Origin of the sequence: Chitinibacter fontanus (assembly GCF_013423785.1) — a bacterium.
Lineage (GTDB): Bacteria > Pseudomonadota > Gammaproteobacteria > Burkholderiales > Chitinibacteraceae > Chitinibacter > Chitinibacter fontanus.
Map to the genome: position 1 here is coordinate 1,938,861 of NZ_CP058952.1, position 19,420 is coordinate 1,958,280.

At 49.9% G+C, this 19,420-nt stretch carries 21 protein-coding genes and 3 tRNA genes; 18 read left to right on the forward strand and 6 right to left on the reverse strand.

Translation table 11 applies throughout. From position 1 onward, the window contains the following. Positions 1-46 precede the first annotated feature (46 nt). The 5 genes from HZU75_RS09040 to HZU75_RS09060 all read left to right on the forward strand — a co-directional run bounded on the left by HZU75_RS09040 (position 47) and on the right by HZU75_RS09060 (position 5,109). On the forward strand, positions 47-2,752 hold the full coding sequence (locus HZU75_RS09040; protein WP_180305776.1) for a DUF8508 domain-containing protein: 2,706 nt from the start codon (positions 47-49) through the stop codon (positions 2,750-2,752). A gap of 18 nt (positions 2,753-2,770) precedes the next feature. Next, a complete protein-coding gene (locus HZU75_RS09045) occupies positions 2,771-3,361 on the forward strand; it encodes an NF038129 family PEP-CTERM protein (protein WP_180305777.1) in 591 nt (196 codons plus the stop codon). Positions 3,362-3,565: 204 nt separating this feature from the next. Then, positions 3,566-3,826 carry a hypothetical protein gene (locus tag HZU75_RS09050; protein WP_180305778.1) on the forward strand — a complete coding sequence of 87 codons (261 nt, stop codon included), beginning with the start codon at positions 3,566-3,568 and terminating at the stop codon, positions 3,824-3,826. A gap of 188 nt (positions 3,827-4,014) precedes the next feature. Further along, positions 4,015-4,440: a ProQ/FINO family protein gene (locus HZU75_RS09055; protein ID WP_180305779.1), complete on the forward strand. Its 426-nt coding sequence runs from the start codon at positions 4,015-4,017 to the stop codon at positions 4,438-4,440. 93 nt (positions 4,441-4,533) lie between these two features. Next, on the forward strand, positions 4,534-5,109 hold the full coding sequence (locus HZU75_RS09060) for an SRPBCC family protein (RefSeq protein WP_180305780.1): 576 nt from the start codon (positions 4,534-4,536) through the stop codon (positions 5,107-5,109). Positions 5,110-5,159: 50 nt separating this feature from the next. Here HZU75_RS09060 and HZU75_RS09065 read toward each other — a convergent pair. Next, positions 5,160-5,235: transfer RNA gene (locus HZU75_RS09065), tRNA-Phe, on the reverse strand. A 255-nt stretch (positions 5,236-5,490) separates the two neighbouring features. Between HZU75_RS09065 and rnk the strand changes: the two genes are divergently transcribed. From rnk to HZU75_RS09080, 3 genes are all read left to right on the forward strand, one after another. Further along, positions 5,491-5,904 carry a nucleoside diphosphate kinase regulator gene (gene rnk / locus HZU75_RS09070; protein WP_180305781.1) on the forward strand — a complete coding sequence of 138 codons (414 nt, stop codon included), beginning with the start codon at positions 5,491-5,493 and terminating at the stop codon, positions 5,902-5,904. Positions 5,905-6,033: 129 nt separating this feature from the next. Next, a complete protein-coding gene (locus HZU75_RS09075) occupies positions 6,034-6,972 on the forward strand; it encodes a class I SAM-dependent methyltransferase (protein WP_180305782.1) in 939 nt (312 codons plus the stop codon). A gap of 208 nt (positions 6,973-7,180) precedes the next feature. Next, entirely contained in the window at positions 7,181-7,330 is a 150-nt protein-coding gene (locus tag HZU75_RS09080; RefSeq protein WP_180305783.1) for a hypothetical protein, read from the forward strand. A gap of 2 nt (positions 7,331-7,332) precedes the next feature. Here HZU75_RS09080 and HZU75_RS09085 read toward each other — a convergent pair whose 3' ends face one another. Further along, positions 7,333-8,139: a TFIIB-type zinc ribbon-containing protein gene (locus HZU75_RS09085; protein WP_180305784.1), complete on the reverse strand. Its 807-nt coding sequence runs from the start codon at positions 8,137-8,139 to the stop codon at positions 7,333-7,335. Between the two features lie 203 nt (positions 8,140-8,342). Between HZU75_RS09085 and yiaY the strand changes: the two genes are divergently transcribed. Beyond that, positions 8,343-9,494: an L-threonine dehydrogenase gene (gene yiaY / locus HZU75_RS09090; protein ID WP_180305785.1), complete on the forward strand. Its 1,152-nt coding sequence runs from the start codon at positions 8,343-8,345 to the stop codon at positions 9,492-9,494. Positions 9,495-9,677: 183 nt separating this feature from the next. Next, on the forward strand, positions 9,678-9,932 hold the full coding sequence (locus HZU75_RS09095; protein ID WP_180305786.1) for a DUF2061 domain-containing protein: 255 nt from the start codon (positions 9,678-9,680) through the stop codon (positions 9,930-9,932). A gap of 78 nt (positions 9,933-10,010) precedes the next feature. Here the strand turns inward: HZU75_RS09095 and HZU75_RS09100 are convergent, their stop codons facing one another. Next, the gene (locus HZU75_RS09100; protein ID WP_180305787.1) at positions 10,011-10,226 is read right to left on the reverse strand and encodes a hypothetical protein; all 216 of its coding nucleotides are present in this window, start codon (positions 10,224-10,226) and stop codon (positions 10,011-10,013) included. Positions 10,227-10,427: 201 nt separating this feature from the next. Here HZU75_RS09100 and HZU75_RS09105 point away from each other — a divergent pair, with 201 nt between their 5' ends. Then, positions 10,428-10,793 (forward strand): hypothetical protein, encoded by a 366-nt coding sequence (locus HZU75_RS09105; protein WP_180305788.1) that lies wholly within the window; start codon positions 10,428-10,430, stop codon positions 10,791-10,793. Between the two features lie 128 nt (positions 10,794-10,921). Here HZU75_RS09105 and HZU75_RS09110 read toward each other — a convergent pair. Then, positions 10,922-10,994 (reverse strand) — tRNA-Lys (locus HZU75_RS09110). A gap of 20 nt (positions 10,995-11,014) precedes the next feature. Further along, positions 11,015-11,090, reverse strand: a tRNA-Lys gene (locus HZU75_RS09115). Positions 11,091-11,244: 154 nt separating this feature from the next. Between HZU75_RS09115 and gloA the strand changes: the two genes are divergently transcribed. The 5 genes from gloA (at position 11,245) to HZU75_RS09140 (ending at position 17,926) form a co-directional block, all read left to right on the forward strand. Then, positions 11,245-11,625 (forward strand): lactoylglutathione lyase, encoded by a 381-nt coding sequence (gene gloA, locus HZU75_RS09120; protein WP_180305789.1) that lies wholly within the window; start codon positions 11,245-11,247, stop codon positions 11,623-11,625. 83 nt (positions 11,626-11,708) lie between these two features. Further along, positions 11,709-13,106 (forward strand): sodium:proton antiporter, encoded by a 1,398-nt coding sequence (locus HZU75_RS09125; protein WP_180305790.1) that lies wholly within the window; start codon positions 11,709-11,711, stop codon positions 13,104-13,106. Between the two features lie 473 nt (positions 13,107-13,579). After that, positions 13,580-16,000: a phosphoketolase family protein gene (locus tag HZU75_RS09130; protein ID WP_180308777.1), complete on the forward strand. Its 2,421-nt coding sequence runs from the start codon at positions 13,580-13,582 to the stop codon at positions 15,998-16,000. Positions 16,001-16,282: 282 nt separating this feature from the next. Continuing rightward, the gene (locus HZU75_RS09135) at positions 16,283-17,086 is read left to right on the forward strand and encodes an inositol monophosphatase family protein (RefSeq protein WP_228028010.1); all 804 of its coding nucleotides are present in this window, start codon (positions 16,283-16,285) and stop codon (positions 17,084-17,086) included. Between the two features lie 195 nt (positions 17,087-17,281). Continuing rightward, on the forward strand, positions 17,282-17,926 hold the full coding sequence (locus HZU75_RS09140) for a DsbA family protein (protein ID WP_180305791.1): 645 nt from the start codon (positions 17,282-17,284) through the stop codon (positions 17,924-17,926). Between the two features lie 55 nt (positions 17,927-17,981). Here the strand turns inward: HZU75_RS09140 and HZU75_RS09145 are convergent, their stop codons facing one another. Then, positions 17,982-18,188, reverse strand: a complete 207-nt coding sequence (locus tag HZU75_RS09145) for a hypothetical protein (RefSeq protein ID WP_180305792.1) — start codon at positions 18,186-18,188, stop codon at positions 17,982-17,984. Between the two features lie 181 nt (positions 18,189-18,369). Here HZU75_RS09145 and HZU75_RS09150 point away from each other — a divergent pair, with 181 nt between their 5' ends. Then, positions 18,370-18,708: a zinc ribbon domain-containing protein YjdM gene (locus tag HZU75_RS09150; RefSeq protein ID WP_180305793.1), complete on the forward strand. Its 339-nt coding sequence runs from the start codon at positions 18,370-18,372 to the stop codon at positions 18,706-18,708. Between the two features lie 98 nt (positions 18,709-18,806). After that, the gene (locus HZU75_RS09155; RefSeq protein ID WP_180305794.1) at positions 18,807-19,331 is read left to right on the forward strand and encodes a DUF6714 family protein; all 525 of its coding nucleotides are present in this window, start codon (positions 18,807-18,809) and stop codon (positions 19,329-19,331) included. Positions 19,332-19,420 lie beyond the last annotated feature (89 nt).

Consider the following 19,420-nt stretch of genomic DNA (forward strand, 5'->3'; position numbering starts at 1 on the left):
CGGCTCAGCATCGACTGAGTCAATAACAACATACAGGGATGATTAAATGAAACCTCTAGGAAAATTGAGCTCTATTGCGCTCGCCTGCCTGATGGCGTGGCATCCGCTTAGCCAAGCCGCGGGCAAGTTAGTAATTAGCCAAGTGTACGGTGGTGGTGGTAATACTGGTGCGACCTATAAAAATGATTTTATTGAGTTATTCAATGCAGGTGATGCCGCGATTTCGGTCAATGGCTGGAGTGTGCAATATGCGTCTGCCACAGGCACCAGTTGGCAAAAAACCAATCTAAGCGGTGATGTAAAACCCGGGCAATACCTGTTGGTACAGCAAGCTGCAGGTCTGGGTGGCACACAGAGCTTACCTAGTCCAGATGTGCAAGGTTCCTTGCTATTAGGGGCCACTGTGGGCAAAGTGGCGCTGGTAAGTAGTACTAGCATCCTGAACTGCGGCACTAGCTGTGTAAGCGCGGCTGGGGTCGAAGACTTCGTAGGTTTTGGTGCCACAGCCAGCCAATTTGAAGGTAAAGCACCTACTGCTGCACCATCAAACACCACAGCGATCGTGCGCAATAATGCAGGTTGCAGTGATAGCAATCAAAACGGCGATGATTTTACACCTGCCGCGCCCACCCCCCGCAATTCAAGTAGCCCAATCGCGCTATGTTCGGCGGTAGGGCCTTTACCGCCAGACGGTAATACTGGGGGCAACCCAAGCCCGACAGTGGTTCGTATTCATGACATTCAAGGCAGCAAACACCGCTCTAGCTACGAAGGTAAAACAGTCGCAAATGTACCCGGCATCGTGACCTTGCTATCAAGTACCGGTTTCTTTATGCAAGACCCGCAGCCGGACAATAACCCCCTTACTTCGGAAGGTATTTTTGTATACCTAGGTGCAAAACCGACGCTGCAAGTCGGCGATGCGGTGGAAGTGAGTGGCATAGTAAAAGAGTTCCGCCCTGGCGGTACGGGCGGTAGCAATAACTTGACGACGACGCAACTGGTCGCCAATGGTGCCGGCCAAATCAACAAATTAAGTAGTGGTAATGCGCTACCGCCCGCCATCGTGCTCGACAGTAAAGTGCCAACGCAAACCATCTGGCAAGGGCTGGGCACCGATGTTGAGGCGGCCAATAGCTTGGATTTAACTAATGGCCTCGATTATTTCGAAAGCCTTGAAGCCATGCGCGTGCAGCTTAATGGTGCGCAAGTCGTTGGCCCGACCCGTTACAAAACCAACGAAACCCCTGTGGTGGCAAATTATCGGGCTGGCGCGCAATTGCCCAGCCCACGCGGTGGGGTCGTCATTAGTGCCGATAATAGCAACCCGCAACGCTTGATCTTAGCGAATGGTGCAGTTCAGGTCCCTGTGGCTAACGTGGGGGATTCATTTCAGACTGCAATTGGCGTAGTGGATTACAACTTTGCCAATTTCCAATTGTTGGCGACTGAATTAAGCCCGTTGGTACAGGCAGGCTTGCAACCAGAAACGACTCGGCCCGCCCGCAACGATGAGTTATCGCTCGGCTCATTTAATGTGGAAAATCTGGATCCGAGTGATGGTGCGCCAAAGTTCGCACGGCTTGCTAAGCAAATTGTCACTAATCTGCAGGCGCCAGACATTGTTGGCCTGATGGAGATTCAGGATAGCAATGGCGCTACAGAGGATGCAGTGGTTAGCCCTGCGGTAACTATGAATCAGTTAATTGGCGCCATTCGTACTGCGGGTGGCCCTGCCTATGACTATCGCCAGATCGATCCTGCCGCGAAACAAGATGGTGGCGAGCCGGGCGGCAATATCCGCCAGGTATTTTTGTACAACCCAGCCCGCGTGCAATTTATTGATCGAGCAGGTGGGTCGGCTTTGAGTAGCACCACGGTACAAGCTTGCGCAGAGTTGGCATGTTTAAGTGCAAGCCCTGGTCGGATTGACCCGACAAATGCTGCATTTGCCAGCAGTCGCAAGCCCTTAGCGGCAGAGTTTATGTTTAACGGGCATAAATTATTTGTGATTGCGAACCACTTTAATTCAAAAGGTGGTGATCAACCGCTACGTGGTCACTTTCAGCCGCCACAGCTCAACTCCGAAGGTCAGCGCAATCAGCAAGCGGAGGTGGTTGCTGATTTTGTTGGCCAAATCCGTAGCCTGAACCCAAATGCCAAAATTGCAGTGCTGGGTGATTTGAACGACTACCAATTCTCAAAACCACTTGCCAAGCTCAAAGCAGCCGGGCTGATCGATCTGGTGGAAACACTGCCAGAAAACGAACGTTATACCTATGTTTATGAAGGGAATAGCCAAGTACTCGATCATATTCTGGCTAGTGAGCCACTGAGTCGCGTGGCTGATTACGACGTGGTGCATGTTAATTCGGAGTTTGCGGATCAAGCCAGCGATCATGAGCCAGAAGTTGCACGCTTTAATTTGCCCGCTAGCTATGTCGATTTAAGCCGCAATTTTGCGCAGCAAAAAACGGGTTTGACTTACAACCTGCAAAGTAAAGCCTACACCGGTACGTTGTCCTTGACGGCTAATACCGCGATTAATGGCCAATTACTGGTCTTGATCAATGGCTTGCCAGCAGGTGTGACTTTGCTTAATGCCCAAGGCTACCTCAATGGCGTGCCTTATCTGCTGCTCAATAACCCAGCAGCGGCCAGTAAAGTGGCGTTGCCATTACAAATTAATAATCCCGCCAAAGTGGCGCTGAGCTACAGCGCAAGCATTTTGCAAGCCCAAATCAATTACTAATTCGGAAGGACCAAGATAATGAAGTTCTGGAAAAAAACAACGCTAGCATTGGCGCTGCTCTGTGCCACAGCCATGGCACACGCAACGGCATATCGGGTGGAAGTGGATACCCAAAGTGTGGAGCAGCACAGTGGTTTTGTGTATTTCAGTTTAGGCAGTTTGCTCGGCTCGCCCAATATTGCAGCAACCATTAGCCAATTGCGCGGCTGGCAAGTGCTTGGTGCGGTTGATCAGCAAGATGGTGCGGTGGCGGGTGGGCTCACATCCCAACTGACACTGAGCAACCAAAATAATAGTGCCAGCAGCTATCTGGCCCAATCAGTGATTTTTGGCAAAAAATTGAGTTTCGTGGTTGATTTTAGCGGTGACTGGGCTGGCCAGCCTAGTGCAGATGGCACTAGTTTTTCAGCCCAATTATTAGATAAAAATTACGATACCGTACTGGGGAATGCGTCAGGAAGTATTTTCCAGATTGACTCCGCGGCCAATACCCCTTTGCGGTTTCAGGCAGCAGGTAATGTGCAAGTCGCCCCAGTACCTGAGCCGGAAACTTATGCCTTACTAGGCCTAGGTTTGGTTGCTTTGGTGCTGCGTCGTAAACGTCACTAAGCTTACAAGCGTCCCCTCTTCCTTTGCGAATTGCTAGTGGCAGGGGTAGAGGGGGGTAACGAGCTAGAAACCCAGTAAAAATGTAGTCTGTAGAGCTATGGCTACATTCACAGTCTGAGCTTAGCTTGTACAATTTGTAATGGTTTTGACTCAAATGCCTGATATATTACGTTGTATTGTTTCACAAATGGTCAGGTTGAAATCATGAAATTATCAGTATTTTGGGCTTCATCTGTCTTGCTAGCCGGCGTGGCACAGGCAGAAGTAATTCATGTGCCAGATCATTTATTAGTGCGCCACAACTTCCAAAAAATGAGCAGTGATCAGCCTAATCTTCCTGTTCTTGCTGCGGCGACAGTGAGCCCGGCGCGAGCAGCATCCATTGCGGTAAAACCCGAATTGTTTGGTTTGATTGGCGTTGGTATGGTTGGTCTGGTAACGCGTCGTCGTAAGCGTTTGTTTTAAGCCACGCGAACTAGTAGCTGGGCGTTTAAGTCTAGCTAAGCATCGCAAGCTGGGCTTTGAGTGCTAAGATGCGCGAAATCAGTGCCAATCACGCATCGATTTGAACACCGTCAATCACATTCAGTTGGTTACGGTGATGAATCTGATAAAATGCGCGCTAGCAAAACCCTCTTTGACGAGCTTGATCGATGAACACCCCTGAAAAAAAACCGACTTCCACACCTACCACTTTTGGCATGTTGAAGGATTTGCAAAAGCAATTTGCGGTATTTCGTGACTGTCTGCCTCTCGCCATCGGGATTGATAAACAGGTCATTGCCCAATTACCGGAAGTAAACCGTCGCATTTTGCGCAGCGCGTTGGCAATGCATACGCGCTCAGTGCGTTATTTGAAAGTAATGCAAAACGCCACCGAACGCGTCAATCTGGACGGCAGTAAAGCCGACGCAGTGACCGAAGAGCAGCGCACCTTTGCGGCGACCAGCTTGCACGAGCACTTCAAGAAAGCCGCTAATGAGCGTAAAGCCCAGCAAGCCGCTGAAGCAGCTGCCGAAGCTGAACGCCAGCGCGCAGAAAAACTCAATCAGCTTGCACAAAAATTCTCGCGTAATTAAGCCTGCACTTTAGCCCCAAATACTATTTTAAAGTACTTGGGGCTGCGTCGTTCTTGAGCTAAAGTCACTCTATTGTCATGAGAGGGGTGAGTGATGCGACTACTCGCGTTGATAGGCTGTTTGCTGCTAGGCCCGATCTGGGCGCAGGAATTGCCAAACTTCCCCCCGATTAGCGTGCAGGCCACTGAGCGTGACGGTCATGTTTTACTCTCAGCACAATTTTCAGCGCCGGTTTCCCAAGCGCAGGCCTTTAGTGTCCTCACCGATTTTGATCATATGGCCGAATTCATGCCCAATATGAGTTCGAGTAAAGTGATTTCGCGTGTGGCGCAACGTTTAATGGTCCGCCAGCAAGGGGCTTTATCGCTGGGTTTGTTTACGCTGGCACTCGACTCTGAGCGTGAGATTGAAGTGCACCAGATGGACGAAATCATTGCCCGTTCGCTCAATGCCAGTCAAGGGCCGTTTAGTAGCAAGATGCTGCTACAGGGTCAGGAAAAAGAGACTTTGATGTCGTATCAGGCCGATTGGCAGCCGAAATCAGCTTTTTTGGCGGGCTTAGGCAAAAGTTATCTGCAAGAGCAAGTCGTGCAGCAATTTACCGCGATGCAAAAAGAAATGATCCGGCGCAGCAAAATCCGCTTAGCTTCTGCACCGCAAGGAATGTGATTCTTACGCCGAAATGCAAAAAGCCACCCGAAGGTGGCTTTTTTATATTCTGGTGGCCAATCGCGGAATCGAACCACGGACACGCGGATTTTCAATCCGCTGCTCTACCAACTGAGCTAATTGGCCAGTGACTTGATTGCTCAGTCACAAGGGTTGCTATTAAAGCCGATTGCGCTGCCTACGTCAAGCGTGATCTGCAGATTGCGCGCCGAACGGTGGCGAAGTTGCAACAGTATTGGCTGTCTGTGGCTTGGCAAGGGCTAATATTGACATGCAACTTTGGGGGTATTGCTCAGTCAAATAGTATTCGACTGGGCTTGATGAATATACCCAAGTTTTATTGACGTAGCCCAGTATTTACCTAGCTTGAGGGAGGACACAATGGAAGCTTTACCGCCAATTACAATTTCAACACTCGATGCCGCGCGCTTGGAAAAACTGTTGGCGCGTCAGAGTGCGCATCACGTTGTTAATCTTGCCGCGCTGGAAAATGAGCTGGCCCGTGCTACGGTGCTAGCGCCTGAGGCAATGCCTGCTGATGTGGTCACGATGCGTTCACGGGTACTGTTTGAGATCTTGCCGGCGGGGCGTGATTTTGAGCTGACGCTGTGCTACCCGGACGAAGTGGATGGCCGCGCTGAGCAGGTGTCTATTTTGGCGCCGATTGGTTCGGCTATTTTAGGTTTGTCGGTCGGGCAGGAAATTACTTGGCCCGCGCCGGGCGGGGCGCAATTGCGGGTGCGCATTAAGGCCGTAAGTTGGCAGCCAGAGCGAGCGGGAATGTTCCTTATGTAAGCTGTGGCGCGGTAGCGGTTGTGTGTTTGCTTAGCCCCGGATGGGGCTTTTTTGTTGTTTGCAGCGCTTTGGCATGTTCGGCAGGGAAGATTTGATTATGATAAAGCCTTTGCTTTTTGTGCCTGAGATATGCCGACGTTAACCCCCTCCCAAATTTGGGACTGGCTACAGCAGCAGCCTAGTCTGACTGAACTGGCAGAAGCGCAACCCGCATTATGGCAGCAGGTACGTGGCGAATTGGCGGATGTCTATGCGCGACGTGATCCGGCTGAGCTAAAGCAACTGGTTACACAGGCCAGTGTGCGGATGGCGCCTGATGCGCGTTTTTTAAGCGGCGAGCGTAGTGGACGAGCATTTGAACTATTTGTGACCGAGCAGTTGCGCAAGCGCATGACCGAGCTGGCCTTGCGCCAATATGCTTTTTCCACCGCCACTGGCGTGAAATCCGGCAAGGTGCGATTTAATTTAATCAATGGCTTGCTGGCACAAAAACTCCTCTTTGAACGTGATCTAGTACGCAAACCGGTTTCGATGCGAGCTTTTAGGCTGATCTGGCCTTTGCTATGGCAAAAGCAGCTGTTGATGCCCTTGGTGGAAAAGCGAGGAATTTGGTGTTTTTACAGCCGCGAGTTGATTGTGGGTTTGGCGGCCTTGATCGGTCAGCGCAGAGTAGTTGAGGTTGGGGCTGGCGATGGCACTTTAAGTCGCTTCTTGGCGCAGCAAGGCGTGGATATCACGCCCACTGACGACTATAGCTGGGAAAAAGTCGTGGCTTACCCCGCCGAGGTACAGCGATGTGATGCCATTGCCGCGATTCAGCGCTTTCACCCGCAGGTGGTAATTTGTAGTTGGCCGCCGACCAATAATCACTTTGAGCGACAAATTTTCCGGCAGCGTGGTGTCGAGAGCTATATCGTGATTGGCAGCCGTTCGCGTTTTCTAACGGGTAATTGGCATGATTATGAAGCCCAAACGCATTTCAACTGGCAAGAGCTGCCCGAATTGAGTCGCTTGATCTTGCCGCCTGAGTTACAGGCTGGTGTATGGGTATTTAATCGCAAGCATTGATTAATAAGCTCTTTGATTGAATACATGGAGCATGTATTGGCTGGTACTTAAATGTTTGTGCTCAATCAGCACAGGTTAGTTGTTAGTGCGGCTACGCCTCTGACTGGTTTTGGTAATAATGCGGGCTTAGAGTGGGGATATTTCACTGCTGGCTTATTTATCCATCATGCAAAATCATCACATCGATGCCACGCATGAAGAGGTCAGTATGAATGAAGCAATCTTGACGTTTGTGAATAAAAAAATGAGCGCAGGGCAGTCATTAGCACAAGCTGTGCATGAGGCTGAGCTTGAATTTAACCTCAGCCAGACACTCGTTTACCTATCCATTATTCAAGCTGAACGGCGGTTGATGTAATGCTATCGCCGGTCTCGCCAGATCCAGCCGGCTGCCGTGCCGACCAGCAGCAAAGCTACCGGCCAGCTCCAGCCCAGAATAAACCAGAGTAGGGTGCTCAACACAGCGCCCACGGCCCAAGGGGGCAAGTGGCCTGTGCCTGGTTTTTCACGCCGATGCTGACGGAGGATGTGCTCGGCCATCTCCGGGTTTGCGCCATCTGAAGAATCCGCATATAGAGCGGTGTCACCTTCATTGCGGGGGCGAACAGGGGCAACATTGCCATTGGCTTGGTCGATGCGTACACGGCGGGCTTCCTCTGCTTCAATGTGATGCTGGCCACCAGCTTCCATCCATTCCGCCAAAATAGTAAATTCCCCGCTATCGAGCCAAACGCCATGAAGTTTGCACTCGTCAACAATCACCCGAATATATTGGCTAAAGGCCTGCCGATTCATCATCGTATGACAGGTGGGGCAGGGTTTGTAGCGTACCGCTTCTGGTTTGACGCGCTGCGCGAGAATTTGCTCTAGCCGCGCATGGTTGATTTCACGTACTTGTGCGGCGACTTGGTCAAGAGCGATTTGCAGTGCGCCAGGGGCAAAATGCAGGCCATTGCAACTTGGACAATGCCCTACGGTCACTTTTAGTTTTGCGCCCAAAGCGAGCAATCGTAATGGCCCGCACTGATTGGGGCAGGCCAATTCGCTACGCTCTGCCAGTAGTTTGAAATCGCGGATTGCCAGCAGATCGACTGCATTGTGTAAGCCGCAAAACCCACAGACCAGAGCATCGACCGCCAATGGGGCGCCACAGCCGCTGCAATTCATCGCTTAAAATTTCCGCAAATAGGCTGAGCTTATGCGTTTCGTAGCGTGCTGCGTAGTGGTAAAGCGGGCGTGTTGCCGCTTAGCGACAGCGCGCTAATGCTGCGCATAAGGCGTATCCCTAGAGCGGGCAAAACTTTGCGCGCGCGCAAATTCTTACAGTTTGACTGGGGGTAGGCTGAATGCACCTTTTTTGGGAGCAAATCATGACAACAACAGCTTTTTTTATTCCTAGTGTGAATTTGATGGGGGCCGGATGTTTGGCTGATGCAGCCAAAACGATGCAAGGTTATGGCTATCAAAAAGCCTTAATCGTTACCGATGCGCCCTTGGTAAAAATTGGTGTCGTGCAGCGCGTGACTGATTTATTAAATGCGCAAGGCATTGCCACCGTGGTGTTTGATGCGGTTCAGCCTAATCCAACCACCGGTAATGTGGCTGCGGGCTTGGCGCTGCTCAAAGCCAATGGCTGTGACTGTGTGATTTCGCTCGGTGGCGGCTCGCCACACGATTGCGCCAAAGGTATTGCTCTGGTGGCGGTGAATGGCGGCGAAATCAAAGATTACGAAGGCTTAGATAAATCGGCTAAACCGCAGTTGCCGCTGATCGCAATCAATACCACTGCCGGTACAGCCAGCGAAATGACGCGCTTTTGCATTATCACCGACGAATCTCGCCATGTAAAAATGGCCATCGTGGATAAACACACTACGCCGATTCTGTCAGTGAATGATCCTGAGCTGATGCTGCTCAAACCTGCTGGTTTGACCGCAGCAACCGGTATGGACGCACTCACGCATGCCGTAGAAGCCTATGTTTCCACTGCCGCTACGCCGATTACTGATGCGTGTGCATTGAAAGCCGTTGAAATCATCAGCCAATCGCTCCGCCAAGCGGTGAAAAATGGCGACGACATCGTGGCGCGTGAGCAAATGGCGTATGCACAATTCTTGGCGGGAATGGCGTTTAACAATGCTTCGCTCGGCTATGTGCACGCGATGGCACACCAACTGGGCGGCTTCTACGATTTGCCACACGGCGTGTGCAATGCGATCCTGTTGCCGCATGTGCAGGCCTACAATAAGCAAGTGGCCGCCAAACGTTTGGGCGATATCGCGCGCGCCATGGGTGAAAGCACCGCAGGTTTGAGCGATAGCGCGGCTGCGGATGTGTGTCTGGATGCGATTCGTACCTTGTCGGCGGATGTGGGTATTCCAAGTGGCGTAGCGCAATTGGGCGCGAAGGAAGAGGATATCCCAACGTTGGCTGCCAATGCTTTGAAAGACGCTTGCGGTTTGACCAACCCGAAGCAGCCTACGCTAGAGGAAGTATGCGCAATCTATCGCGCAGCCATGTAAGCAAGTTATTACACGAGCATTGAGCTTTAAAAAACCAGAGCCGTAGGCTCTGGTTTTTTATTGGGCAACTGGTTTTGTGATAGATACTCCCTATTGGGTTGCTATCTATAATCAATTTTATTTTGTTTTTGAGAATGATTATTATCTAGCTATCGCTGAATACAATTATTTAAGGAGCAGATCATGGCTAAAACGATCACATTTGCATTGGTTCACTTCTCTGTGGCGTTTTCGGTTGCCTATTTGCTGACCGGCAGTTTCGGGGTGGCCAGCGCCTTAGCGCTTGTTGAGCCCATGGTTAATACTGTTGCATATTTCTTTCACGAAAAAATCTGGGATGCCTATCGGCAGCAAGATGCGGCACTTGGCAATCGTTCGGCCTGTGCTTCGAGTTGGCTTGATCTGCTAAAGGCTGGGCATCAGCATGCAGGGAGGTGAGAGAATGTTACTCTATTTTGCAGGGTATATCGTTAAAGCCTTTTTCAAGCAATTGCTTCATGCATATACCTTAGTAAATCAATGATTGGGTTGGGTTGTATTTGTACGTGTGGAGCTGTTGCGCAAACGCTCGCTGGCTCTTTCACATAGCGCCCGAGTGGTCGCTTCCATTGCATCGTCGGCAGCCAGATGCTCGAGCAGTTTGGCGGCTTGTTGAGCTGCGTGCTGGCAGCCTGTTTCGGCGTGAATCAGGACTAAGCTAAGCGCTCCAGCCCATAGTGGAGATTGCGTCATGTGATTGCTCCGAGTGGCGTGAGAGTGGTGCGTTTAAATTTAGCGCCATCAATCGATAAATGCAATTGAGAATTATTACTAATAATGTGCATCTTGATACAAGACAAGCCAATTATGTCCACCATTCGTGCCGTAGCATTTCCCCATTGCTCTGCGGGCGCGTACCATAGCGAACAAAATCAATCCTGATAGGAATGCTGCATGAGTACGAAATTATCCAAAGATGAAATGGATGCACTAAAAGAAGTTGCGCGCGGGCTGAAAAGTACGCGACTGAGCCACAAAATTTTCAAAAATGTAAAAGCGTTAACGAGCCAAAAGCTCGCAGCATACGAGCGTAAAACCGGTATTTTGCAAATTACCGATTTGGGCAAGCAAACGATTTTTATGACCTTATGCATTGAAAGTCTGCGGCTGTTGAAAGCGGACCCAACGATTAAAGTCAATGGCGAAGCACTAGCCTTCTTGCTGCGCAAAGGTCACGTAGAAATTCGTGATGGCGAGCTGGGGCATTTTATTACAAGTAAAGGTGAAGAGTCGTTGGCGGATATTGATTCGCAGCGCTAAAGCGCCGTCATGCTGCGCGCATTGCCAATAGCCTGGCACGCAGGTTATTGGCATAATCGGGCGGCTTGATTTATTCGATGCATACAAAAAAGCCTCAACCGAAGTTGAGGCTTTTTCATTAAATCGTGTGGGTCGGGAGGGATTCGAACCCTCGACCAACGGATTAAAAGTCCGCTGCTCTACCGACTGAGCTACCGACCCAGAGGTCTTGTATTTGGCGATGGTGGGTCGGGAGGGATTCGAACCCTCGACCAACGGATTAAAAGTCCGCTGCTCTACCGACTGAGCTACCGACCCGCGTCGTCACATACAGAGATGCGCATTATAAGGTTATTTGACGCCCTGTCAACGCCTAATTTGAAGTTTTTTTGATTTGCTTTGGCAATATGCCGCGCGACTAAGCGCCCGGCACACGGTAAACTACCGTCACCATTAAGAAAAAGGAAGAACGATGCGTATTTTGCATACGATGTTACGCGTGGGCGATTTGGAGCGTTCGATCGCGTTTTACACCGAAGTCTTAGGCATGCAGCTCTTGCGCCGCAAGGACTTTCCCGAGGGGCGTTTTACCTTGGCTTTTGTTGGGTATGGGGCCGAGTCGGAGCAGGCTGTGCTGGAGTTGACGCACAATTGGGATACCCCGCATTACGAATTGGGTACTGGTTACGGGCATATTGCATTGGAAACCGACGATATTTTTGCCACTTGCGATGCGGTGCGTGCCAAGGGTGGTAAGGTGGTGCGTGAGCCCGGCCCGATGAAGCATGGCACGACGGTGATTGCGTTTGTGGAAGATCCCGATGGTTATAAAATCGAGTTTATTCAGCCTTAATTGGGTATCTCCCTGTGAGGCATAATTTGATTGCGTTTGGTGTGTATACATCCACCAAGTATTGATTGGATAAAGTTCAGCTTATGTTAAAACGAGTATTAGCCTTATCAACCTTGCTGCCGGGCATGGCCATGGCAGCGGGTTTGGATGGCAGCACGATGTCGCTTAATTGGATTATTCCGTTTGCGGGTTTATTGCTGTCGATCGCCCTGTTTCCGATTTTTGCGCCTCATTTTTGGCATGATAATTTTGGAAAGGTTGCCGCATTTTGGGGAGCATTGTTCGTGGTGCCGTTCGCGCTGCATGCAGGAGTAGTGCCAACAGCGGAAGTGATTGTGCATGCGATGCTGGAAGAATATATCCCGTTTATCCTGATCTTGTTTGCGCTCTATACCGTTTCAGGTGGCATCTTGGTATGGGGTAATCTGCATGGTTCACCCAAGCTCAATACCGGTATTTTGGCGCTGGGCACGGTGCTTGCCTCGATTATGGGCACCACGGGTGCGGCGATGTTGTTGATTCGTCCAATTTTGAAAGCGAACGACAATCGCTTGCACAATGTGCATGTGGTGGTGTTTTTTATTTTCTTGGTCGCTAACGTTGGCGGCGGTTTGACCCCGCTGGGTGATCCGCCTTTATTTCTCGGCTTTCTGAAAGGGGTGGATTTTCTGTGGACGGTTGAGCACATGGCTGGCCCCGTGCTGCTGATGAGTGTCTTGCTATTGGCAATGTTCTACGCGATTGATAGTTACTACTTCAAGAAAGAGGGGGTGTTGCCCCGTGATAAAACCCCAGATAGCGCTTTGAAGATTTATGGTAAACGCAATTTCGTTTTATTGGCCGCTATTGTTGGTTTGGTGGTGATGTCGGGTGTTTGGAAGCCCGGTATCGAGTGGGAAGTGATGGGCTCACACCTTGGCTTGCAAGATATCGTTCGTGATGTGCTGTTGTTAGTGATCGGTGCAATTTCTCTCAAAATAACGCCAGCTCAAGTGCGTGCGGGCAATGATTTTAACTGGGGGCCTATCCTTGAAGTTGCCAAGCTATTTGCAGGTATCTTTATTGCGATGGCGCCAGCAATTGCAATTTTGCAAGCGGGCACTTCGGGGGCAATGGCAGGGCTGGTGAAATTGGTGAGCTACGCAGATGGTACACCGCATGATGCGATGTACTTCTGGTTGACGGGTACTTTATCGGCCTTTCTTGATAATGCACCGACTTATCTGGTGTTCTTTAATCTGGCGCATGGTGATGCGGCGCATATGATGGGGCCAATGGCATCCACATTATTGGCCATTTCATCTGGTGCCGTATTTATGGGGGCGATGAGTTACATTGGTAACGCGCCCAACTTCATGGTTAAGGCGGTTGCAGAAGACCGTGGAGTCAAAATGCCAAGTTTCTTTGGCTATATGGCCTGGTCGCTGGCTTGCCTATTGCCTGTGTGTATTGTGATGACGCTGGTGTTTTTCCATTATTGAGGTTCAAGTCTGTCACTGCATTAAGAAAACCCACCTTTGCGGTGGGTTTTTTTCTGGGCGGCATTATTAACCTATTAAATTGCGCAATATTGACGCATATTTGTTGACAGTAATTATGCTGCAACGTGTAAAGATTAGCTTGAAAATCGTGCAAGGCGATGTATGCTATGACGCGAGCATAAGGTTGGTTCTTACCATCGTTTGTATTGCCCGGCGCGCCAAGCTGGTGATTTTTATGCTGAGCATGTGGCCAATTTGTTGTTGCAAACAAAGAAAAATGCCACTAGCCAAGTAATAAAATTACAGGAATGGGTCAACTTTTTGCGCTGTATCAAGCAATTTGGCATCAGTAGAGTAAAAGCCAACGTAGGATTTGATTTGTATCAGTAGCGGCCTGCCAGCACTCCGTATACTGGCTTCATCGGGTGAAGGGAATAAAGCCTTTTACCTAGCAATCACTAAACACAACCCAAATAAGAGGTGTTACCGTGGCTCAACCGTTATCTCCAAGCGTATTAGATAGAATGCACCGCTACTTCCAAGCGGCAAACTATTTGTCTGTTGGTCAAATTTACTTGCTCGACAACCCAATGCTGAAACTGCCGCTGAAACGCGAGCACATCAAGCCACGTTTGTTGGGCCACTGGGGTACTACACCTGGTTTGAACTTCATCTTCGCTCACGCAAACCGCATCATCACTGAGCGTGAAGTGAACATGATCTACATCACTGGCCCTGGCCATGGTGGTCCTGGTTTCGTTGCGAATACTTGGATTGAAGGTTCTTATGAAGAATTCTTCCCAAGCATCGACCGTACTGAAGCAGGTATGCAACGCCTGTTCAAACAATTCTCTTTCCCACGCGGCATCCCATCGCACGTAGCGCCTGAAACTCCAGGTTCTATGCACGAAGGTGGCGAGTTGGGTTACTCAGTATCACACGCTTACGGCGCGGCTTTGGACAATCCAGACCAAGTTGTTATCGCTGTAGTCGGTGACGGTGAAGCTGAAACTGGCCCATTGGCTGCTTCTTGGCACTCAACTAAATACATCCACCCGATCAATGACGGTTTTGTATTGCCAATCTTGCACCTGAACGGCTACAAAATTGCCAACCCAACCTTGTTGGCACGGATGAACAAAGATGAAGTAACTGCCTTGTTCACTGGTTACGGCTACGAGCCAATCTTCGTTGAATTGACCAACGAAACATTCAATGACAAGCCAGAAACATTCGAAAAAATCCACCAAGACATGGCTGCGGCAATGGACTTGTGTATGGACAAATTCGCTGCAATCCGCGCTGCTGCGATTGCTGAAAAAGACGCTGGCAAACCAATCACTCGCCCACGTTGGCCAATGATTGTAATGCGCACGCCAAAAGGCTGGACTGGCCCGAAAGAAATCAAAGGCAAAAAAGTAGAAGACTACTGGCGCAGCCACCAAGTGCCATTCTCTGATATCGATGGCGAGAATGTGATCAACTTGGAAAACTGGATGCGTTCATACAATGTAGACACATTGTTCAATGCTGATGGTTCTGTAAAAGAAGACATCGTGTCATTGGCACCAAAAGGCCAAAAACGTATCGGCTCTAACCCAGTTGTACACGGCCAAGTGTCGAAAGACCTGAAAATGCCAGACTTCCGTAACTACGAAGTTAAATTTGCAAAACCAGGTACTGAAAACGCTGAAATGACTCGCGTAATGGGTAATTTCCTTGCCGATGTCATGAAAGAAAACGAAGCAGAGAAAAACTTCCGTATCTTCGGCCCAGATGAAACTGCATCTAACCGTTGGAATGCTACGATTGAGTACTCTGGTAAAACTTGGTTGGCTAACCACTTCGAAGTGGATGGCGTGAACAAGAATGACAACCTGCAACAAGATGGCCGCGTAATGGAAATCTTGTCTGAGCATACTTGCCAAGGTTGGCTCGAAGCGTACAACTTGACTGGTCGTCACGGTTTCTTTAGCTGCTACGAAGCGTTCATCCACGTGATCGATTCAATGTTTAACCAGCACGCTAAATGGCTGAAAACAACTCGTCACATCAACTGGCGCAAACCGATTCCATCGTTGAACTACTTGTTGACTTCACACGTATGGCGTCAAGACCACAACGGCTTCTCTCACCAAGATCCAGGCTTTATCGATCACGTGGTGAACAAAAAAGCTGAAGTGATCCGTGTTTACTTGCCAGCTGATGCGAACACCTTGTTGTCTGTAACTGACCACGTATTGCGTTCACGTCACTATGTGAACGTGGTAGTAGCCGGTAAACAGCCAGCGCTGCAATACCTGACTATGGACCAAGCGATCAAACACGCAACTAAAGGTCTGGGTATCTGGGATTGGGCATCAAACGATCAAGACGGCGAGCCAGATGTAGTCATGGCGTGTGCGGGTGAAATCCCAACAATGGAAGCTTTGGCTGCAACTGATATGCTGCGTCAACACTTCCCAGATCTGAAAATCCGCTTCGTTAACGTTTGCGATTTGATGACTCTGCAACCTGAAGAAGAGCACCCACACGGCTTGTCAGACCGCGAATTCGACGCGATCTTCACAACTGACAAACCTGTGATGTTTGCCTTCCACGGCTACCCATGGTTGATCCACCGTCTGACTTACCGTCGTAACGGCCACGCTAACATCCATGCTCGTGGTTACATCGAAGAAGGTTCTACTTCGACTCCGTTCGACATGGTTGTGGTTAACCAGCTTGACCGCTTCAACTTGGCAATCGACGTGATCGATCGTGTACCTAAACTGCAAAAAATCGGTGCACATGTTCGTCAGAAACTGACTGACAAACTGGTTGAACACGCGCAGTACATCGCTAAATACGGCGATGACATGCCAGAAGTTAAAGATTGGAAATGGCCATACTAATCTAGCCGCAACGCTTCTAGTTACTGCGAGCCTCGCTCGCAGACTAGAGCCCACTGCGTAGCTAGAAAGCCAAAGCCCGCGTTGATTTATCAGCGCGGGTTTTTTTTGGCATACAATCTAAGCAATGCCGATCAATACTGGCTTTGTCCAGTGTGTTTGGCGTTAATCACTATCGCGGCATTCACTTATTGGTGCAATGCCGCAACAGCATTAAACTATTGAATATCAAAGCCTTGTCATTCATCGGCGTAGCCAGGCTGGGTCGATACAAAGAGATTATCCGTGAAGAAAGTGCCTAGCCCGTCATTGCAAGCCCTGATCAATATTGCCCGCGAAGTCGCTGCGAGCGAGGTGATGCCACGCTATCAAAAAGTAGTGGCTGAGCTTAAACACGACGGCAGCCTGTTTACGGAAGCGGATTTAGCGGCACAAACTGCCTTGCAACGTCTGCTTCCCCAGTTGGTTGATTGCCCAGTGTTGGGCGAGGAGATGAGTCAGGCTGAGCAAGAAGCACTATGGCATGATCACCCTGATGGGCTGTGGATTGTTGACCCGATTGATGGCACCAGCAATTTTGCGCATGGCCTGCCGTATTTTGCCGTTTCGATTGCGCTGTACCGTAATCATCGCCCGGTGCTCGGCGTGGTGTATCTGCCGGTGCTCGATGAATGCTTTGCCGCCGAGGCGGGTTGTGGCGCATGGCTCAATAGCGAAACATTGCCACTACTCAAAGATGATAAGCAGCTTAAACACGCAATGGCCTCAATCGAAACCAAGTGGCTCTCTGGCCATTTGGCAACCCGCGTCGTGACAGTGAACCCGTATCACAGCCATCGCAACTTTGGTGCTTCCACCATTGATTGGTGCTGGCTGGCCGCAGGCCGCACCGATGTGATGCTACACGGCGCACAAAAGCTCTGGGATTACGCCGCAGGCGTGCTGATTTTGCTCGAATCGGGCGGGCAGGTTGGGGCGCTATTTCACGACAATTACTGGGATGAAAACCCATGGCATCGCAGCGCCGTTGCTGCACGTACCCCGAGCCTATTTACCAGTTGGTCGGATTGGGTTAGGAAAAATAAGTAGGGGTATTGCCATCAAGGCCTTGTTAATTCTTGTTTCTGGGTAATTATTCGGGGCTGGTGTTCTTGCATTGTTTTTCTTGTATGCCGCATTACACCCGAATGATTCCATCGGGGGGTAGCTGCAGCTTGTCAGTATTTACTGTGACAAGCTGGCAAGGCAACGCGACAATACTCGCTTTCATCACTGGAACGAGCGGTGCAACGACGCGCATTTTTAAGTTGTCTGGCGGCCTTGCCACTCTGGGCCCGCGCCGATGATCTGGCTCAATTGCAGCAAGAGGCTGAACGCCGTAAGCAGCTGTATTTAGCGCAGCTACAAGATTTGGCGCAGGCGCAGCCGAGCGCTATTTTTCACCAGCCACTGGATATTGTGCTGGGCCCTGCCTTAGCGCACCGGACGGTACTAGTCTTTAGCGACTTTAATTGTCCATATTGCCGGCAACTTGATCCGCTACTGCAACAACTCGCAGGTGATGACGTCCGTTTTGTGATGAAGTGGCAAACGCTGATGGCGGAAACCAGCGGCTATGCGGCACATTATGCGCTACAGGTTTGGCGGCATCGGCGCTCGGTGTATCCCGATGTGCATCAGCAATTAATGCAAGCGCCATTGCCGCTGGAGTTGCAGCATATTGATGCCATAGCGCGCCGCACCAATACCTATCATTTGCTACCGAAAACCGCCCCACTGCCCTCGATATTGCAAGCCAGTGTGCAATTAGGTCAGCAGCTACGCATTTTTGCGACGCCAACCATGCTGGTTGGTGCCCGAATGATGGGGGGAATGGTGGATATCGAAACTTTACAAGCGGCAATTGGGGAGTGGTCGCTAACGCCGTGATTGGTGTATATAGCTACAGGCTGCGATTTAATTAGTATGTAGAAAGATACCCTGCTTATTTTTTGCGCTTAAGCTGGGCCAGCTCCTGTTTTTCTAAATAACGCTGCGCAGCAGCCTCACGACCTGATTGTTTGCGCTGCTGTAGAGCTTGATTGAGCCCTTGGCGCCGTTGCTGATGAATCAGCTCATCCTCAATATGCCCCGCTTCCTGCATCGCTTGTTTAAGCGCCTTGGCATCCTGCTTGGCTTGATTGATACCCATAACAACCTCGCTGTGTGTCATGCTAACTGGTGTGCACGGCGGTGAATAATAATGCCGTTCTTGTTGGCATTAAATGCAGATTTGCACTGAAAAGCAAGGCATTGTCTGGCAAAGTGCCGCAAATTTGCCGCTAGAGCAGCGTATAATTGAGCGCTATTTATTTCCCTTCATGGAACCCAGCATGTCAACTTTGCCCCCCTGTCCAGTTTGCGCGTCAACTTTTGTCTACGAAGACGGCGCTATGTTGATCTGCCCCGAGTGCGCGCATGAATGGAATCCATCCGATGCAGCACCCGAAGAGGCCGCCAAAGTCTGGAAAGACGCCAACGGCAATGTGCTGCAAGACGGCGACTCGGTGACGGTGATTAAAGACCTGAAAGTCAAAGGCTCATCCTTGGTGGTGAAAGTCGGCACCAAAGTCAAAAACATCCGCCTGATCGACGGCGATCACGACATCGACTGCAAAATCGACGGTATCGGCGCGATGCAGTTGAAAACTGAGTTTGTGAAGAAGGCCTGAGTTGGATTGCCGCCCTGTGCGGCAGCCTAGGCAATAAATCAACAAACAATCTAAATCTATACTTGGTGATGAGTGTAGATTTCACGTGCGCTACAACCATGAACAATGCCACAGAGTTGTGCCATAAAATTCGGGAGCAATTCTCATCTGCTCCTTTCCCAAGACATTGTGGCCTTCATGCCGCTATGGCAATGGACGATTGGATAACGGATGAAAAAACTCTCAAGGAAATCACAGAGAGGGAAGATTATGCTGGTTCATGGTGGGACGTCCCGCGGGGGCATCTTCACAACTGCATGATGGCTTTGTCTTATTTGGATGCAGCCGGAATAAATTTCTATTTACCTGCCTATATGACCGCCATTATCGAAAAACCATCTGATTTTGATAAACCCAGAGAGTACGCTAGCTCTTGGCAAATACTGTTCACAATGCTTCCCGAAGACAATGATCCTGAGCTAAGTGACTATTTCCAAGAACGATTTTCTGAGATACGTGGTGAAAGAAAAGATGTTTGTAGGGAGTTTCTTTGCTACGTTAAGGATTGTGAACTCTATGATGAGCATGCAAGAAGTATTGCTAATAAAGCATTAGCTAGTAACTTCTGGATAGCTAGCAACTAACAATGCGCTCAACACTCTCTCACTTCGTTCGCTGAGCATCTCCAAGCCTATTCCACCCATCACCGTAAAAACCGGCATTGTGCTGTAAG

What these genes read in the sequence shown, in the direction of transcription:
- HZU75_RS09040 (WP_180305776.1), top strand. Translation starts at nt 47, where the DNA reads ATGAAACCTCTAGGAAAATTGAGCTCTATTGCGCTCGCCTGCCTGATG.
- HZU75_RS09045 (WP_180305777.1), top strand. Translation starts at nt 2,771, where the DNA reads ATGAAGTTCTGGAAAAAAACAACGCTAGCATTGGCGCTGCTCTGTGCC.
- HZU75_RS09050 (WP_180305778.1), top strand. Translation starts at nt 3,566, where the DNA reads ATGAAATTATCAGTATTTTGGGCTTCATCTGTCTTGCTAGCCGGCGTG.
- HZU75_RS09055 (WP_180305779.1), top strand. Translation starts at nt 4,015, where the DNA reads ATGAACACCCCTGAAAAAAAACCGACTTCCACACCTACCACTTTTGGC.
- HZU75_RS09060 (WP_180305780.1), top strand. Translation starts at nt 4,534, where the DNA reads ATGCGACTACTCGCGTTGATAGGCTGTTTGCTGCTAGGCCCGATCTGG.
- rnk (WP_180305781.1), top strand. Translation starts at nt 5,491, where the DNA reads ATGGAAGCTTTACCGCCAATTACAATTTCAACACTCGATGCCGCGCGC.
- HZU75_RS09075 (WP_180305782.1), top strand. Translation starts at nt 6,034, where the DNA reads ATGCCGACGTTAACCCCCTCCCAAATTTGGGACTGGCTACAGCAGCAG.
- HZU75_RS09080 (WP_180305783.1), top strand. Translation starts at nt 7,181, where the DNA reads ATGAATGAAGCAATCTTGACGTTTGTGAATAAAAAAATGAGCGCAGGG.
- HZU75_RS09085 (WP_180305784.1), bottom strand. Translation starts at nt 8,139, where the DNA reads ATGAATTGCAGCGGCTGTGGCGCCCCATTGGCGGTCGATGCTCTGGTC.
- yiaY (WP_180305785.1), top strand. Translation starts at nt 8,343, where the DNA reads ATGACAACAACAGCTTTTTTTATTCCTAGTGTGAATTTGATGGGGGCC.
- HZU75_RS09095 (WP_180305786.1), top strand. Translation starts at nt 9,678, where the DNA reads ATGGCTAAAACGATCACATTTGCATTGGTTCACTTCTCTGTGGCGTTT.
- HZU75_RS09100 (WP_180305787.1), bottom strand. Translation starts at nt 10,226, where the DNA reads ATGACGCAATCTCCACTATGGGCTGGAGCGCTTAGCTTAGTCCTGATT.
- HZU75_RS09105 (WP_180305788.1), top strand. Translation starts at nt 10,428, where the DNA reads ATGAGTACGAAATTATCCAAAGATGAAATGGATGCACTAAAAGAAGTT.
- gloA (WP_180305789.1), top strand. Translation starts at nt 11,245, where the DNA reads ATGCGTATTTTGCATACGATGTTACGCGTGGGCGATTTGGAGCGTTCG.
- HZU75_RS09125 (WP_180305790.1), top strand. Translation starts at nt 11,709, where the DNA reads ATGTTAAAACGAGTATTAGCCTTATCAACCTTGCTGCCGGGCATGGCC.
- HZU75_RS09145 (WP_180305792.1), bottom strand. Translation starts at nt 18,188, where the DNA reads ATGGGTATCAATCAAGCCAAGCAGGATGCCAAGGCGCTTAAACAAGCG.
- HZU75_RS09150 (WP_180305793.1), top strand. Translation starts at nt 18,370, where the DNA reads ATGTCAACTTTGCCCCCCTGTCCAGTTTGCGCGTCAACTTTTGTCTAC.
- HZU75_RS09155 (WP_180305794.1), top strand. Translation starts at nt 18,807, where the DNA reads ATGAACAATGCCACAGAGTTGTGCCATAAAATTCGGGAGCAATTCTCA.